The organism is Xanthomonas sp. 3793, assembly GCF_024806835.1.
GTDB classification, from domain to species: Bacteria; Pseudomonadota; Gammaproteobacteria; order Xanthomonadales; family Xanthomonadaceae; genus Xanthomonas; species Xanthomonas arboricola_F.
Genome location: NZ_JANTYU010000001.1, coordinates 496,048 through 511,610, shown reverse-complemented (window position 1 = coordinate 511,610; position 15,563 = coordinate 496,048). Strand labels below are relative to the sequence as shown.

Below are 15,563 nucleotides of genomic sequence, written 5' to 3'. Positions count from 1 at the left end.
GCTGGTATGAGGATCCTACGGAGCTATTGCGGACAGCTTCTGTCCGCAATACCGTCTGGGCATGGCCTCGACCGCTGCTCGTCTGTTGCGACTGCTTTCCTTGCTGCAAGGTGGGCGCAGCTGGCCGGGCGCTGCCCTTGCCGAGCGCCTGGAGGTGCACCCGCGCAGCCTGCGGCGCGATATCGATCGGTTGCGCGAGCTCGGCTACCCGGTGCATGCGGCACCTGGATCCGGCGGCGGTTACCGACTCGGGCAGGGGGCGGCCGCCTTGCCGCTGCTGTTCGAGGAGGAGGAGGCGCTGACCGTGGCGATCGCCTTGCGCGCGGCGGCGCCGGCCATCGCCGGCATGGATGCCGCCGCCGCCCGCGTGCTGGCAAAACTGGACCCGCTGCTGCCGCGGCGCAGCGGTCAACGCGCCAGCGCGGCGCACGCGGCGATGGCAAGCATGCCGATTGCCGAGCCGGGAACCCGGGTGGATGCGGCCTTGCTGGCCCAGCTTGCCGGCGCCTGTCGCGACCGCATCACGCTGCGGCTGGACTATCGGCGTCACTCTGGCGCGGCCATCACCCGCTGCGTCGAGCCGGCGCTGCTGGTCAACTACGGCCGGCGCTGGTACCTGCTGGCCTGGGACTGCGAACGCCAGGACTGGCGCACGCTGCGCGCCGACCGTATCGATCTGGCGGTGCCCACCGGCGCCAGGTTCGATGCCCGGGCGCTGCCGGAAGATCCGCTGCAACTGCTGCGCAAGGCCATCGGCGAAGCGCCGTTTCCGTGTCGTGCGCGGGTGCGGTTGCCTGGCACGCTGGAGATGCTGGCCGCGCAGGTTCCACCCTGGCTGGGCGCGCTGGAGGCAGACGGCGCTGACCATTGCTGGCTGGGGCTGGGCGCGCCGACCATGCCGGCGCTTGCCGCCAATCTGCTGTTGCTGGAGCTGCCCTTCGAGGCGATTGCACCGGCCGCCATGCAGCAACCGCTGCTCGATGCGCTGGACGCCTTGCGGACGCGACTGCACCGGCCGTCGGCCTGAGCGCTACTGCCTCTTGGCAAGCCCGGGGCAAGCTGGGACACTCCGCCGCATGAAGGGGACGTCAAGATTGCTGGGGCTGTTGTTTGTCGCGTTGTCGGCTGCGCCGGCCAGCGCCGGCACGCTGTACAAGTGCGTCAACGGCGACGGCATCACCAGCTACCTCAGTAAGCGCCAGAGCGGTGCGGCCTGCAGCGTCATCAGCAGCTACACCCCCGATCGCTCGGCCCGCCGTGTGCCAGTTGCGCCCCTGCTTCCGGCAGCGGCAGTGTCCACCACGTCGGCCCGTTCCGTCGCCACGATCGACAGCGGTGCACCTGCCACCATCATCAGCCCGCCACCACGCCGCGCTTCCGGGACGGCTATGGCCGCGCCGCCTACGCTGCCGGTGGCAGAGCGTGCGACATCGATCATGCCCGCCGCTGCGGTCAACCCGCGCCGCGTGGTTAGCGGACAGGTCTACTCTTATATGAAGGATGGCGTGCGCCACTACACCAGCGCACGTCCGCGCCAGGTGGCCAGCATTGAAGGGCTGCGCACCATCCACTACAGCTTCATCGAGACCTGTTACGCCTGCGGCGCCAAGCCGGGCGTCAACTTCGGCGCAATCCGGCTCAACACCGCGGCCTATCAGCAGGAGATCGCGTCGGCGGCGCGCGAGTTCGGGGTCGAAGAGGCGATCGTGCGCGCCATCATCCATGCCGAGTCGGCATATAACCCGCTTGCGCTCAGTCGCGCCGGTGCGCAGGGTTTGATGCAGTTGATGCCGGGCACTGCGCGCCGCTTCGGCGTCAGCGATGCTTATGACGCATCGCAAAATATCCGCGGTGGCGTGCAATATCTTTCGTGGTTGCTGAAGCGCTTCAATGGCGACCTCACGCTAGCGGCCGCTGGCTACAACGCCGGCGAGGGGGCCGTGGATCGTTATGGCGGTGTGCCGCCTTACAGCGAGACCCAGCGCTATGTGCAACGCGTCGGCCTGCTGGCCGGCCGTTATCGCGGTCAGAGCACCACTGCCAACTGAGCAACGCGTTGGTCCCGGCGCTTGCAGATGCGGCATGCGGCGCTGTGGTGGCCACTCCATGAGGTCTTGTCGTTCGCGTGGTCGCCAATGCTGCACATGCGTTGCGATGCCGCCGCTGCGTCACCCCCCCCCCGAACGAATGCGCTGCGCGCGCGTACTGCGTCACAGCCACTGCATAAGCCATCGCGCTTGGCCTGCATCGTCCCAGGCGCCCGCACACATCGGCCATTGCATCGCACATGCCCGACTGCGTACATTGCATTGTCTGTGCATTAAGCGTTCCGCTACACTGCGGTCGATTCATCGCGGCTGGACCCCCCGCCAGCCGTTGGCAGCCTCACGCTACCTAATCAAGATCGGAGAGCCGGATGGCCAACGATGGGGTTAACGCACCTGCTGATATCGGGCGTCGCCGGTTTTTGACCGCGACGACGGCCGTGGTCGGTGCGGTCGGAGCAGGATTTGTTGCAGTTCCGTTCGTGAAGTCGTGGAATCCCAGTGCACGCGCCAAGTTGGCCGGCGCACCGGTGACCGCCGACATCAGCGCCTTGCAGGAAGGGCAACGGCTGGTTCTGGAATGGCGCGGTCAGCCGATCTGGATCGTCAAACGCTCCAAGGCGATGCTCGACGCATTGCCGTCGCTGGACGACCGGCTCAAGGACCCCAAGTCCGAGAACAAGGACCAACAGCCCGACTACGTGCTGAAGAACCCCGAGTACCGCTCGATCAAGTCCGATATCTCGGTGCTGGTCGGGCTGTGCACGCATCTGGGGTGCTCGCCGGAAATGGTGGCCGAAATCCGGCCCGAGCCCTACGACCCGCAGTGGAAGGGCGGCTACTTCTGTCCGTGCCATAAATCGCGCTTCGACATGTCCGGCCGCGTCTTCGACGGCGTGCCCGCACCGATCAATCTGCTGGTGCCCCCGCATCACTATGTGGACGACAACACCCTGGTGATCGGCGTCGATCCGGATGGTGCCGGTACGTCGGCCAAAAGCACGGGGGCTGCCTGATGAGCAATATCCTTGTTCGTACCGCCAACGGCGTGTTCGAGTGGGTCAACGAACGCGCACCCGGGCTGATGCCCACGTACCGCAAGCACATCAGCGAGTACTACGCGCCGAAGAACTTCAACCTCTGGTACTACTTCGGCTCGCTGGCCATCGTGGTGCTGGTGAATCAGATCGTCACCGGCATCTTCCTGACGATGCATTACAAGACCAGCGCCGCCGATGCGTTCGCGTCGGTCGAATACATCATGCGCGACGTGGAGTGGGGCTGGCTGATCCGCTACATGCACAGCACCGGCGCCTCGCTGTTCTTCATCGTGGTGTATCTGCACATGTTCCGCGGGCTGATGTACGGCAGTTACCAGAAGCCGCGCGAGCTGGTGTGGATCCTGGGCATGCTGATCTACCTGGTGCTGATGGCCGAAGCCTTTATGGGCTACGTGCTGCCGTGGGGCCAGATGTCGTTCTGGGGCGCGAAGGTCATCATCTCCCTGTTCGGCGCCATTCCGGTGATCGGCAACGGGCTGACCGAGTGGATCATGGGCGACTACCTGCCCGGCGATGCCACGCTCAACCGCTTCTTCGCGCTGCACGTGATCGCACTGCCGCTGGTGCTGTTGCTGCTGATCGTGCTGCACATCGGCGCGCTGCACGAGGTGGGCTCCAACAATCCCGATGGCGTGGAGATCAAGAAGGGACCCAAGGGCAATCGCTGGGATGCGCACAAGCCCGCCGACGGCATTCCGTTCCATCCGTATTACACGGTGAAGGATCTGGTCGGTGTCGGATTTTTGCTGCTGATCGCTGCCTTCATCATCTTCTTCGCCCCCGCGTTTGGCGGCCTGTTCCTAGAACACGACAACTTCACCGAGGCCAATCGACTGGTCACGCCCGAGCACATCAAGCCGGTCTGGTACTACACCCCGTACTACGCGATGTTGCGCGTGGTGCCCAACAAGCTGGGCGGCGTGCTGGTGATGTTCTCGGCAATCGCCATCCTGTTCCTGGTGCCGTGGCTGGATCGCGCCAAGGTGCGTTCGGTGCGCTATCGCGGCTGGATCTCGAAGGTGGCGCTGGGCGTGCTGGTGGTGTGCTTCGTGTGGCTGGGGGTGATCGGCTCCGGGCCGGGCACCGACGCGCACGAGACCTACGTCGGGCGGGTGCTGACCTTCCTGTACTTCGCCTTCTTCATCACCATGCCGGTGTGGACGCGGCTGGACAAGACCAAGCCGGTGCCGGAGCGGGTGACGACCCATGACTAAGTGCATCGTGATGTCATGGAAGTCGCGCGTGGCGGCTGTTCTCTGCGGACTGACGTTGGCCTTTGGCGCAATGGCGGCCGAGGGCGGAAAGGTGCAGCAGGCCGGCAACGATCTGGGCGACCGCGCATCGCTGCAACGCGGCGCGCAGTTGTTCATGAACTACTGCTCCGGCTGCCACTCGTTGAAATACCTGCGCTATTCGCGCATGGCCAGCGATCTGGGATTGAGCGAAGCCGAGGTCATGGCCAACCTCAACTTCACCGGGGCCAAGATCGGCGAGCATATCGAAGGCACCATGCCGCACGATGCGGCGACCAAGTGGTTCGGCAAGGCGCCGCCGGATCTGACCTTGATCGCGCGCGTCCGCGGCACCGACTGGGTCTATACCTATCTCAAGTCGTTCTATCTGGATCAGACCCGCCCGCTGGGCTGGAACAACCAGTTGTTCCCGAACGCATCCATGCCCAATCCGCTCTGGGAGCTGCAAGGTCTGCAGCAGGCGCAATTCGGCCCGGCCGACAAGGCCACCGGCGACAAACCGGTGGAGGCACTGAAGCTTGGGCAGCCGGGACGACAAACGCCGGTGGAGTTCGATCAGACCGTGCGCGATATCGCCAACTTCCTCGAGTACGCGGGCGAACCGGCGGCGCTGAAACGGCAGAGCATGGGCGTGTGGGTGATCCTGTTCCTGGTGTTCCTCACCTTCATGGCCTACCTGCTGAAGAAGGAATACTGGAAGGACGTGCATTGATCGTGCTGTGAACCCGAGGCGGCCGTGCAATGCTGCGGCTGCCCAGGATCAGCAGACCGGCCGCACGGTGCATGCATGCATGCAGGCGCTGCGCAGGAGCAGGGTGTACGCATGCTGCTTGCCGATTTCGAGCATGGGCCGCGTCTGTCGGCGGTCGCGTAGTCGTTGGGTGGCTTGGACGCCGTTCAAGAGCCTACCTTGACGTACTTGCGGCGTGTCCCGCGGCGGTGGGCGGACAAGGGCTCTGCAGCAAACTCGCAGCGTCGAGGGCGCTGCGCCCTAGCCGCTTGTGGCATACGCCGTGAACCCATCCCTGGGGCTGGGGGCTCGGTGGCGGCATCCATGCCGCCACACGGTCCCGCAAGCGGCAAGGACACCGCACCAGACAGTTGGTCGGCTGCGTTCTCGAAAGCGTGTTGCTCGGCTTGCGGTGGCAGGCGAGATGTTTGCAAGCTGCGCGCTAAAAAAGCTTGTCTGTTGCTCGGCTTACGATGGGAGCGGGTGAGAAGCTGGTCGACGCATAATGATGCGACCAGCGCACGTCATGCTTTGCTCTTAACCAGGCACACCGACCATCTTGACAGGTCCTTGCCCGCCCGCTATCGCGGGACCTTACGCGGCATGGATGCCGCGTAAGAGCCTCCATGGACGGATTCACGGCGTGTCCCGCGATAGGGGGCAGGCAAGGGCCCTGCAGCAAACTCACAGCGTCGAGAGCGCGGCGCCCTCACCGCTCGCGGGACACGCCGCAAGTACGTCCCTGTAGGCTCGGTGGCGGCATCCATGCCGCCACACGGTCCCGCAATCGGTGAGGGCACCGCACCCGACAGTGTGCGGACTGTTTTACCCAAGACCATGCACACCGACCATCCCGACAGGTCCTTGCCCACTCAACGTCGTGGGACCTTATGCGGCGTGGATGCCGCGTAAGCGCCTACCTTGACGTACTTGCGGCGTGTCCTGCGATGGTGGGCGGGCAAGGGCCCTGCACAGAATCCGCAGATAAGCCGCGGACCTACTTGCCGATGATGCGTCAGCGCCGGCCGCGCCCGACATGGGAGGCGACAATATGGCTTGTTGGTGTTTTTGAGGCCCTATCACCCTTGGCTTTTGCGTGACGTGATTGCACACTCGAAGGACCGTGGTGACGGTCGGCGTTGGGCCGGCCGCGCCGATGCGGCCGGCGGATTCCGGTCGTCGGAGAGCCTTGAATGGCGACGAGTGTGCGTATGCGGAATACCTTGACTTTGTTTTCGTCCAACGACGACGTGTTGTGCCACCGGGTCCGTCTGGTCCTGGCGGCGAAAGGGGTGACCTACGACCTGGTGCCGGTCGACCCGCAAAACCCCCCGGAAGATCTGATCGATCTCAATCCCTATCATTCGGTGCCGACCCTGGTCGAGCGCGATCTGGTGCTGTACGCCGCATCGGTGGTCAGCGAGTATCTGGACGAGCGCTACCCGCATCCGCCGCTGATGCCGGTCGACCCGCTGTCGCGGGCGCGCCTTCGCCTTGCGATGCTGCGGATCGAACACGACTGGGTGCCGCAGGTGCAGGCGATCCAGCTCGGCAACAAGACCCAGGCCGAGGCCGGCCGCAAGCGCCTGAAGGAACTGCTCACCGCCTCGGTGCCGCTGTTCAAGGCCAGCAAGTTCTTCCTCAATCCGGAAATGAGTCTGGCCGATTGCGCGATGGCGCCGATCATCTGGCGACTGGATGCACTGGAGATCGGCCTGCCAAAGGATGGCAAGGCGATCGAGGACTACGGCAATCGGATCTTCCGCAATCCCGGTTTCATTCGCAGCCTCACCGAGCAGGAAAAAAAGCTGCGTGATTTGCCGGGCTGATGTGACGGCTGTATGCCAACAGACCGACGCCCCATCGCGCAGCCGCCGTTGCGGGCCATGTCCGGGTAAAATGACGTCATGAGCGAAGATTTCCCCCGCATGACCAGCCATCGCCCGTATCTGTTGCGGGCCTTGGTCGAATGGATCAACGACAATGGCATGACCCCGCACGTTCTGGTGGATGCAGGACTGCCCGGCGTGCAAGTGCCGGCCAGTGCCGTCAAGGACGGCCGCGTGGTGTTGAACATCGCCGAGCGCGCCGTGGTCGGGCTGCAGGTCGATAACGAGAGCGTGAGTTTCACTGCGCGCTTCGGCGGTGTCAGCTATCCGGTGATGGTGCCGATGGCTGCGGTGCTAGCGGTCTACGCGCGCGAAACCGGGCAGGGCATGGCATTGCCGGACGACATCCCCGGCACCAGCAGCGAGCCGCCGGATCCCGGCGCACCGCCGCCTAGCGCGCCGACGCCCGACGAGCCGCCCGGCGGTGGCAAGCGCCCACACCTGCGCGTGGTCAAGTAAGCGCGCACGGTGGCTGACAGCCGCGTTCCCGTGCGGGTGGAACGCGCCCGTCATGTCGATTGCAGTGCGCCGGATGCGTCCGGCGCAGTCGATTACCACTACGAGTACGACATTTATCGTTTCGTGCAAGGCAGGCGCTGTCTTGTCGCGCGCAGCTACGTCGATACGCCCGATGAAGCGCACTTTCTCAGCATCGAGATAAATGGCAGGTCGCGCCTGTTGAAGAAGGCCGACATGCTGCGCCCGCTATGCCTGTTCGCACAGGCGCAGCTGCGTCGTGAGGGTAAGCAGCAGCTACGCTGGTTGAGCGGCCGGGGCAACGGATACGAGCCGGTGCCGGACGTCCCGGCAGCGGCCGGATCCGGGTGGGCGGCCGGATCCGGGTGGATGGATATACTTCGTCGGCTGGTGGAGTGAGCCCAGGGCAACCGACGACGACAGCGCGCCTAAGAACGGCTGACACAGGACTGCGCTCGTCGCCACGCGGGCGGCGGCCGGAATCCTGTTCGGCAGCGCCACGCAGCCCCTGCGGTTCCTGGCGCGCCGTTCACACCGGGCTGGCGACTGCTCACTGCGTCTGCCCCCCGCTCTAAGCCGGCATCAGCCACAGACATCGGCACCTGCCAGATGCAGGTGCCAGCGCAGCCTGCTCATTCCAGCCGCTCATGCTCCGGATGCAGCGCCCGCACCGTCGCGACCTGCGGCCCGGTGAACGCAATCAACTGATCGCCGCGCAGCACCAGTTTGCCGCTGTGGCGATCGGCGCCATCGTAGGAATACTCGAAGCGGAACGTGCGCTCGAAGCCCAGCCAGCCATTGGGCAGTCTGCAGACGCGCAGATTGGTGGAATGCACGCTCTGGTCCAGCCACTGCACATCGGCCGCACGGCAGGCATTGCGGCCGAGGATGTCGGCACGTTCGGCTGCGGCACGCGACGAGTTCCAGAACGCGAACAGCGCTGCGCCGGCAATCATGAAGAGGATGAGGCTGGGCATGTCGCCAATGTGCCACGGCGTCGCCTGCCCGACAATCGCATGACGGCCGCTGTTCTCAATCAGCGTGCGGAGGAGGTCACCCCATGTTTCCGTGAATGTGCGTGAATGGGTTCACCAGCCTTGCCGACGCCGGCTTGCATCCGCGCCACAGAAGCGCCATCTGACAGTACATCTACGGGTTGAACGCATTTGGCCGGCCATCCGTTACTGACATCGCCCATGCATCCTGTTCTGCAGCATTTCCATCCCGTGGTCGCTGCGTGGTTCGCGCAGACCTTCGCTGCGCCCACGCCGGCGCAGGTTGCTGCGTGGCCGGCGATCCAGGCCGGCCGGCATACGCTGGTGGCCGCGCCCACCGGTTCGGGCAAGACGCTCACCGCGTTCCTTGCGGCGATCGATGCGCTGATCCGCGACGGGCTGGACAATGGCGGTGCGCTGCCCGACCAGACGCGGGTGGTGTATGTGTCGCCGTTGAAGGCGCTGTCCAACGACATCCATCTCAATCTGGAAGCGCCGCTGCAGGGCATCCGCACCGCCCTGGCTGCCGACGGCCTGCCGGATGTGGCAGTGCGCACGGCGGTCCGCACCGGCGATACGCCGCAGCGCGAGCGGGCTCAGGCGCGGCGGGTGCCGCCGCACATCCTGGTGACCACGCCCGAATCGTTGTACGTGTTGCTGGGCTCGGCATCCGGGCGCAGTGCGTTGCGGCATGTGCGCACGGTCATCGTCGATGAAATCCATGCGGTGGCGGCGGACAAGCGTGGCAGCCATCTGAGCCTGACGTTGGAGCGGCTGCAGCGACTTGCCGATCAGCCGATCACGCGGGTCGGTTTGTCGGCAACCCAGAAACCCATCGAAACCGTCGCGCAATTTCTGGTCGGCGTTGACGAAGACGGCGCGGCGCCGCCCTGCGAGATCGTCGATATCGGCTACACGCGTGAGCGCGATCTGGCGTTGGCGCTGCCGCCTACGCCGCTGAGCGTGGTGATGTCCAACGACCAATGGCTGCAGGTCTACGCTGACGTGGCCGCGCTAGCGCAGCAGCATCGCACCACACTGGTGTTCGTCAACACGCGGCGCATGGCCGAGCGTGCGGCGCGGCATCTGGGCGATCTATTGGGCAAGCAGCGCGTTGCCGCCCATCACGGCAGTCTGTCGCGCGAGACGCGTCTGCTGGCCGAGCAACGGCTCAAGGCAGGCGAACTCACCGTGCTGGTGGCCACCGCCTCGCTGGAGCTGGGCCTGGATATCGGCGACGTGGATCTGGTCTGCCAGCTCGGGTCACCGCGCTCGATCGCCACCTTCCTGCAGCGCGCCGGCCGCTCCGGTCACAAGGTCGGCGGCACGCCGAAGGCGCGGCTGTTTCCGCAGACCCGCGACGAGCTGGTCGAATGCGCGGCATTGCTGGACGGCATCCGGCGTGGCGAACTGGATGCGCTGCGCATTCCGATGGCGCCGGTGGATGTGCTTGCACAGCAGATCGTGGCTGAGGCGGCATGCGAAGACTGGGACGAGGACGCGCTGTTCGCACTGATGCGGCGCGCATGGCCGTTCGCTCAATTGAGTCGCGCCACCTTCGACAGTGTGGTGCGCATGCTGTGCGAGGGCTTCAGCACACGGCTGGGGCCGCGAGCCGGGTATCTGCATCGAGATGCGGTGCATCGGCGGCTGCATGCGCGCCGCGGTGCGCGCATGACCGCGCTGACCTCCGGCGGCACCATTCCCGAAACCGGCGACTACAGTGTGGTGCTGGAGCCGCAGGCCGAAAAGATCGGCACGGTGAACGAAGATTTTGCGGTCGAAAGTCTCACCGGCGACGTGTTCCAGCTCGGCAATGCCAGCTACCGCATCCTGCGTGTGGAGGCCGGGCGCGTGCGCGTGGAAGATGCCAAGGGCGCACCGCCGAATATCCCGTTCTGGTTGGGCGAAGCGCCTGGCCGCAGCGACGAGTTGTCGGCGGCGGTGTCGCGCCTGCGCGGCGAGATTGCTTCCCGACTCGACAATGCACCGCACCGGGCGGCACGCGATTGGCTATGCAGTGCGCTTGGCTGTTCTGCAGAATCAGCGCAGCAGTTGGTGGACTATCTGGCACATGCCAGTGCGGCGCTGGGCGCCATGCCCACGCAGCAGTGCCTGGTGCTGGAGCGATTCTTCGATGCCAGCGGCGGCACGCAACTGGTGATCCACTCGCCCTATGGGAGCCGCATCAATCGTGCCTGGGGGCTGGCACTGCGCAAGCGCTTCTGTCGCACCTTCAATTTCGAATTGCAGGCAGCCGCAACCGAGGATGCGATCGTGTTGTCGCTGTCCACCAGCCACAGTTTTGCGCTGGAAGAGGTTGGCCGCTACCTGCATTCGTCGTCAGCCGAACATGTGCTGATCCAGGCGCTGCTGGATGCGCCATTGTTCGGCGTGCGCTGGCGCTGGAACGCCACCAATGCGATGGCATTGCCGCGTTTCACCGGCGGCAACAAGGTCGCCCCGCAGTTGCAGCGGATGAAGTCCGAAGACCTGTTGGCGACCGTGTTTCCGGATCAGGTGGCCTGTGCGGAGAACCTGGTCGGCGAGCGCGAGGTGCCGGACCATCCGTTGGTCACGCAGACGCTGGATGATTGCCTGCACCAGGCGATGGACAGTGAAGGCTGGCTGCAGGTGTTGCGTGGGCTGGAATCTGGCGCCATCACCCTGGTGGCGCACGATCTGGCGGCGCCCTCTCCGCTGGCGGCAGAAGCCTTGAACGCGCGTCCGTACGCATTCCTGGACGACGCGCCGCTGGAAGAGCGCCGCACCCAGGCCGTGCAGAGCCGCCGCTACAGCCCGCAGAGCGGCGACGATCTTGGGCGGCTGGACCCATTGGCCATCGCGTCGGTGCGCGAGGAAGCCTGGCCGCAGCCCCGCGATGCCGAAGAGATGCACGAGGCCCTGGTCGGGCTGGGCGTGCTGCCGGTCGTCGAGGCGGCAGATGTGCAGTGGCAGGCATGGTTGAGCGTGCTTGCCGCCGATGGCCGTGCCAGCTGCCTGCTCATGCAAGGCGCGCCGGCGCTGTGGATCAGCGCCGAGCGCATCGATTGGTTCATGCGCCTGTATCCGCACGCGTCGGCACAACCGCCGTTGCAGGCACCGGACGACTGCCGCGTGGCCGACTGGGAGCGCGACTGGGCGGTGCGCGAGCTGTTGCGCGGGCGCCTGTCTGCGGTCGGCCCGGCGCAGGTGCCGGCATTGGCCGCCGCATTGCGCCTGCCCGAGGATGAAATCGCGCTGGCGTTGCTGACACTGCAGCGCGAGGGCTATGTCATGGCCGGCCAGTTCAGTGCGCATGCGCAGTCGGAAGAGTGGTGCGAACGCCATCTGCTGGCGCGCATCCACCGCTACACGCTGGGGCGGCTGCGGCGCGAGATCGAGCCGGTGTCGCAGCGCGATTACGCGCGCTTCCTGTTCGAGTGGCAGCATCTGGACAGCGATAGCCGGGTTGCCGGACCGGACGCGTTGGCTGGCGTTGTGGGGCAACTGGAAGGTTTCGAAGCGTCGGCCGTGCTGTGGGAAAGCGAAGTGCTGCCGGCGCGTGTGCGCGACTATCAACCCGCGTGGCTGGACGAACTGTGCACGGCCGGACGTACCACGTGGGCGCGCCTGCGTCCCGGCGGCGGGCGCAGCGGCGCCGCGCTGCGGGCCACTCCGATCGTGCTGTTGCCACGCCGCGAGGCGCAGCGCTGGAGCGGGCTGGCACGCGCAGCAGACGACGCGCCGCTGGGGTCGCGCGCGCAGCGCGTGGTGGAGGTGCTGCAGCAGCAGGGCGCGTTGTTCTTCGACGAGATCGCCGATGCCGCACACCTGATGAGCACCGAACTGGAAGATGCCTTGAGCGAACTGGTGATGCGTGGCCGTGCGCATTGCGACAGTTATGCCGGACTGCGCGCGCTGCTGGTACCGGCGTCCAAGCGGCCGTCAGCGCTCTCGCGTCAGCGGCGGCGTAGCGGTGCCCTGGGCATCCGCGATGCCGGGCGCTGGGCGCCGGTGCGTACGCCGGCCGATCTGCCGCAGGCCGAAGCCGGCGAGCGGCATCAGGAGATGCTCGAACACGTTGCGCGCACGCTGCTGCGCCGCTACGGCGTGGTGTGCTGGCGCTTGCTCGAACGCGAGGCGGCATGGTTGCCGCCCTGGCGCGAACTGCTGCGCATGTATCAACGCCTGGAAGCGCGCGGCGAAATCCGTGGCGGCCGCTTCATCGCCGGCCTGTCTGGCGAGCAGTTCGCGTTGCCGGATGCGATCGCGGCCTTGCGTCGCGTGCGCGCACAGGTGCCGCAGCAGCGCTGGGTGTGCGTGAGCGCAAGCGACCCGAGCAATCTGTTGGGCAGCATCTTGCCCGGCGAGCGCGTGGCACGTGTGCCGGGTAATCGCGTCGCATCGCTAGATGGCCTGCCGATGGCGGTGTGGGTGGCTGATCGCTTTCAGCCGTTGCACGCGCTCACTGCCGAACAGGGCGAGCAGGCATTGCGCATCCTGCAACGCGGGCCGGGTGCGGCCGAGCTGACGCCGATGGAGCAGTGGCTGGCTCAGTCGCCTGTCAGCGCTGCCCGCGTGCCGGTCACGCGCGGGAGCGGACGCGACACATAGGCGCTGTCGGGCACCACCCAGCGCCATGGCTGATCGATGGCTTTGCGGATACCGATGCGCGGCGTCGCGAGCGGCACAGTCGGCGGCGGGGTGCCATCGTCCTCGATCCACAGCCGCGCGTCGGCATCGGTCAGGTCCAGCCCGTTGTCGGCCGCAGTTACGCCGAACGCCTGCGCCAGACGGCCGGGCCCGGTGGTCAGTGCCTTGGCCGGCGCCGTGCCGCGTGCAGCCTGCATGGCTTCGACCCCGGCCAACGGCTGCAGTGCGCGGATCAGCACAGCGTGCCCAGGCGCGCCCCCGCAGACCGCATTGATCGCCCAGTGCATGCCATAGATGAAATACACATACAGATGTCCGGGTGGACCGAACATCACCTGGGTGCGCGGGGTGATGCCGCGGAACGAATGGGCGGCGGGATCTTCGCTGCCGCAATAGGCCTCAACCTCGGTAATGCGGCCGCGGCGGCCATCGGCGCTGACCAGCACCTTGTTGAGCAGGCGCGGCGCAACCTGGCGCGCATCTTGGGTGTAGAACGCGCGGGGCAGGGTCCTGTACGGCATTGCGCCAGTCTAGCCGCACGGTCGTGATGTCTCTGCGGACTGTCCCGGACAGTCCGTCAATCAGGGGTAGGGTTTTTCCGAACAAGCCGGGTCAGGAGCGCCAGCCCTGTCACAAAACCGCATATCCGTCTGCATAAATGGGCGCTGTACGAGGGGCCACATCTCAAGCGTGTTTCGCCATCGCCGATAGCTATCAACGATTGGTTAGACGAGTCCGCAGCGTGCGATCGGCACGCGCAGCACCGTCGATTGCCCATGCACCGCATGCAGCCCACGCATCACTCAAGAGAACTTCCCAATGTTAGGCAACTTCAAAATCGGAACCCGGCTGATCGTGGCGTTTCTGATCGTCTCGGCGATCGGCGCTTGCATCGGGTGGGTGGGCTATTCGAACTCTGGACGCATCAGCGACCTGTCGACCTCGCTGTACGAGCGCGAATTGCTGGGCCTGTCCAACGTCAAGGAAGCCAACATCAACCTGATCTATGCCGGCCGCGCGCGCGCCAACCTGCTGCTGGCCAGCAGCGCGGAAGAGCGCCAGTCGCATGTGCAGAACATCGACAAGTACACCGCCAAGGTGGTCGATTACATGACCCGTGCGCGCGGCAGCTTCCAGACCGAAGAGGGCAAGAACAAGCTCGCGCAGTTCGACCGCGCCTGGCAGAAGTATCTGGACGAGCGCGGCCGTTTCATCGAGGCCGCCAACCGTGAGGCCTTGCGCGAAGCCAATCCGGAACTGGCCGCGTTGTCGCGTGCGGTCCGCGCAAGCTCGGATGAGGTGGATAACCTGATGACGGACCTGAGCGGCCTGCGCGAGCGCAGCGCGGCCTCGGCCAACGCCGAAACCGGCGCCATCCACGCGCGCAGTTCCAAACTGCTGGTAGCCATCATCTGTGGCGGCGTGCTGCTCGGCGCGGTGCTTGGCGTGGTGATCAGCCGCAGCGTCACCGGCCCGATCCGGCGCGCCGTCACGGTCGCCAACGGCTTGTCCGAGGGCGATCTGACCATGCGCATCGACGTGCATGGTCGCGACGAGACCGCGCAGCTGCTCGAAGCCATGCGCACCATGGTGCAGAAGCTGTCGCAGGTGGTGGGCGAGGTCAATACCAGCGCCGAGACCCTGGCCAGCGCCTCCGAAGAAGTCAGCGCCACTGCGCAGTCGTTGTCGCAGGCCGCCAGCGAACAGGCGGCCGGCGTGGAAGAAACCAGCGCCTCGCTGGAGCAGATGACCGCATCGATCAGCCAGAACACCGAGAACGCCCGCATCACCGATGGCATGGCCACCCAGGCTGCCAGGGAAACCATCGAAGGTGGCGAAGCGGTGGTCGCCACCACCCAGGCGATGAAGCAGATCGCGCAGAAGATCGGCATCATCGACGACATCGCCTATCAGACCAATCTGCTGGCGCTCAATGCCGCCATCGAAGCGGCGCGTGCCGGCGAGCATGGCAAGGGATTTGCGGTGGTTGCCGCCGAAGTGCGCAAGCTGGCCGAACGCAGCCAGGTGGCCGCGCAGGAAATCGGCGAGGTGGCCAGTTCCAGTGTGGAGCTGGCCGACCGCGCCGGCCGCCTGCTCGACACCATCGTGCCCAGCATCAAGCGCACCTCGGATCTGGTGCAGGAAATTTCCGCCGCATCCGAAGAACAATCCTCGGGCGTGAGCCAGATCAACTCGGCGGTGGTGCAGTTGAGCCAGACCACCCAGCAGAACGCCAGCGCGTCCGAAGAACTGGCCGCCACCGCCGAAGAAATGAGCGCGCAGGCCGAGCAGCTGCAGCAGAGCATGGCGTTCTTCCGCCTGGGCGGGCAGGGGCCTGTGAGCACGCCGCCCAAGCGCGGCAAGGCGGCGGTCGCACGCCCGGTACGTGCGACCGGTGCGCGCGGCTGGCGCAGCAATGCCGCACCGGCGTACGCGATGTCCGAGGGCCCGGACGAAGGCCAGTTCGCCCGCTTCTGA

The 15,563-nt window shown here is 66.0% G+C and carries 12 protein-coding genes; 10 read left to right on the top strand and 2 right to left on the bottom strand.

Annotated elements, in window-relative coordinates; genetic code table 11:
* Positions 1–61 precede the first annotated feature (61 nt).
* From FHY18_RS02145 to FHY18_RS02110, 8 genes are all read left to right on the top strand, one after another.
* Positions 62–1,027 carry a WYL domain-containing protein gene (locus FHY18_RS02145; RefSeq protein WP_259150685.1) on the top strand — a complete coding sequence of 322 codons (966 nt, stop codon included), beginning with the start codon at positions 62–64 and terminating at the stop codon, positions 1,025–1,027.
* A 49-nt stretch (positions 1,028–1,076) separates the two neighbouring features.
* On the top strand, positions 1,077–2,048 hold the full coding sequence (locus FHY18_RS02140) for a transglycosylase SLT domain-containing protein (protein ID WP_259150683.1): 972 nt from the start codon (positions 1,077–1,079) through the stop codon (positions 2,046–2,048).
* 368 nt (positions 2,049–2,416) lie between these two features.
* Positions 2,417–3,061: a ubiquinol-cytochrome c reductase iron-sulfur subunit gene (petA, locus tag FHY18_RS02135; protein WP_259150681.1), complete on the top strand. Its 645-nt coding sequence runs from the start codon at positions 2,417–2,419 to the stop codon at positions 3,059–3,061.
* Entirely contained in the window at positions 3,061–4,320 is a 1,260-nt protein-coding gene (locus FHY18_RS02130; RefSeq protein WP_259150680.1) for a cytochrome bc complex cytochrome b subunit, read from the top strand. The genes petA and FHY18_RS02130 overlap by 1 nt, the downstream gene beginning before the upstream one ends.
* A complete protein-coding gene (locus tag FHY18_RS02125; RefSeq protein WP_259150679.1) occupies positions 4,313–5,071 on the top strand; it encodes a cytochrome c1 in 759 nt (252 codons plus the stop codon). Before FHY18_RS02130 ends, FHY18_RS02125 begins: the two co-directional genes overlap by 8 nt.
* Before the next feature lie 1,211 nt (positions 5,072–6,282).
* On the top strand, positions 6,283–6,918 hold the full coding sequence (locus FHY18_RS02120) for a glutathione S-transferase N-terminal domain-containing protein (RefSeq protein WP_039407816.1): 636 nt from the start codon (positions 6,283–6,285) through the stop codon (positions 6,916–6,918).
* Positions 6,919–6,996: 78 nt separating this feature from the next.
* Complete coding sequence (locus tag FHY18_RS02115; protein WP_259150676.1) at positions 6,997–7,437, top strand: ClpXP protease specificity-enhancing factor; 441 nt, start codon at positions 6,997–6,999, stop codon at positions 7,435–7,437.
* A gap of 30 nt (positions 7,438–7,467) precedes the next feature.
* On the top strand, positions 7,468–7,854 hold the full coding sequence (locus FHY18_RS02110; protein ID WP_259152460.1) for a hypothetical protein: 387 nt from the start codon (positions 7,468–7,470) through the stop codon (positions 7,852–7,854).
* Positions 7,855–8,087: 233 nt separating this feature from the next.
* Here the strand turns inward: FHY18_RS02110 and FHY18_RS02105 are convergent, their stop codons facing one another.
* Complete coding sequence (locus FHY18_RS02105; protein WP_115046748.1) at positions 8,088–8,432, bottom strand: DUF3301 domain-containing protein; 345 nt, start codon at positions 8,430–8,432, stop codon at positions 8,088–8,090.
* Positions 8,433–8,651: 219 nt separating this feature from the next.
* Here FHY18_RS02105 and FHY18_RS02100 point away from each other — a divergent pair, with 219 nt between their 5' ends.
* Entirely contained in the window at positions 8,652–13,046 is a 4,395-nt protein-coding gene (locus tag FHY18_RS02100; RefSeq protein ID WP_259150675.1) for a DEAD/DEAH box helicase, read from the top strand.
* Here FHY18_RS02100 and FHY18_RS02095 read toward each other — a convergent pair.
* Positions 12,986–13,606: a DNA-3-methyladenine glycosylase gene (locus tag FHY18_RS02095; protein WP_259150674.1), complete on the bottom strand. Its 621-nt coding sequence runs from the start codon at positions 13,604–13,606 to the stop codon at positions 12,986–12,988. The two genes, FHY18_RS02100 and FHY18_RS02095, sit on opposite strands and share 61 nt — an antisense overlap.
* Before the next feature lie 298 nt (positions 13,607–13,904).
* On the opposite strand from FHY18_RS02095, the gene FHY18_RS02090 reads away from it, so the two are divergent.
* Positions 13,905–15,563, top strand: a complete 1,659-nt coding sequence (locus tag FHY18_RS02090) for a methyl-accepting chemotaxis protein (protein WP_259150673.1) — start codon at positions 13,905–13,907, stop codon at positions 15,561–15,563.

Excerpts from the sequence above, each read along its gene's own strand:
- FHY18_RS02145 (WP_259150685.1), top strand. The coding sequence starts at position 62 with ATGGCCTCGACCGCTGCTCGTCTGTTGCGACTGCTTTCCTTGCTGCAA.
- FHY18_RS02140 (WP_259150683.1), top strand. The coding sequence starts at position 1,077 with ATGAAGGGGACGTCAAGATTGCTGGGGCTGTTGTTTGTCGCGTTGTCG.
- petA (WP_259150681.1), top strand. The coding sequence starts at position 2,417 with ATGGCCAACGATGGGGTTAACGCACCTGCTGATATCGGGCGTCGCCGG.
- FHY18_RS02130 (WP_259150680.1), top strand. The coding sequence starts at position 3,061 with ATGAGCAATATCCTTGTTCGTACCGCCAACGGCGTGTTCGAGTGGGTC.
- FHY18_RS02125 (WP_259150679.1), top strand. The coding sequence starts at position 4,313 with ATGACTAAGTGCATCGTGATGTCATGGAAGTCGCGCGTGGCGGCTGTT.
- FHY18_RS02120 (WP_039407816.1), top strand. The coding sequence starts at position 6,283 with ATGGCGACGAGTGTGCGTATGCGGAATACCTTGACTTTGTTTTCGTCC.
- FHY18_RS02115 (WP_259150676.1), top strand. The coding sequence starts at position 6,997 with ATGAGCGAAGATTTCCCCCGCATGACCAGCCATCGCCCGTATCTGTTG.
- FHY18_RS02105 (WP_115046748.1), bottom strand. The coding sequence starts at position 8,432 with ATGCCCAGCCTCATCCTCTTCATGATTGCCGGCGCAGCGCTGTTCGCG.
- FHY18_RS02100 (WP_259150675.1), top strand. The coding sequence starts at position 8,652 with ATGCATCCTGTTCTGCAGCATTTCCATCCCGTGGTCGCTGCGTGGTTC.
- FHY18_RS02095 (WP_259150674.1), bottom strand. The coding sequence starts at position 13,606 with ATGCCGTACAGGACCCTGCCCCGCGCGTTCTACACCCAAGATGCGCGC.
- FHY18_RS02090 (WP_259150673.1), top strand. The coding sequence starts at position 13,905 with ATGTTAGGCAACTTCAAAATCGGAACCCGGCTGATCGTGGCGTTTCTG.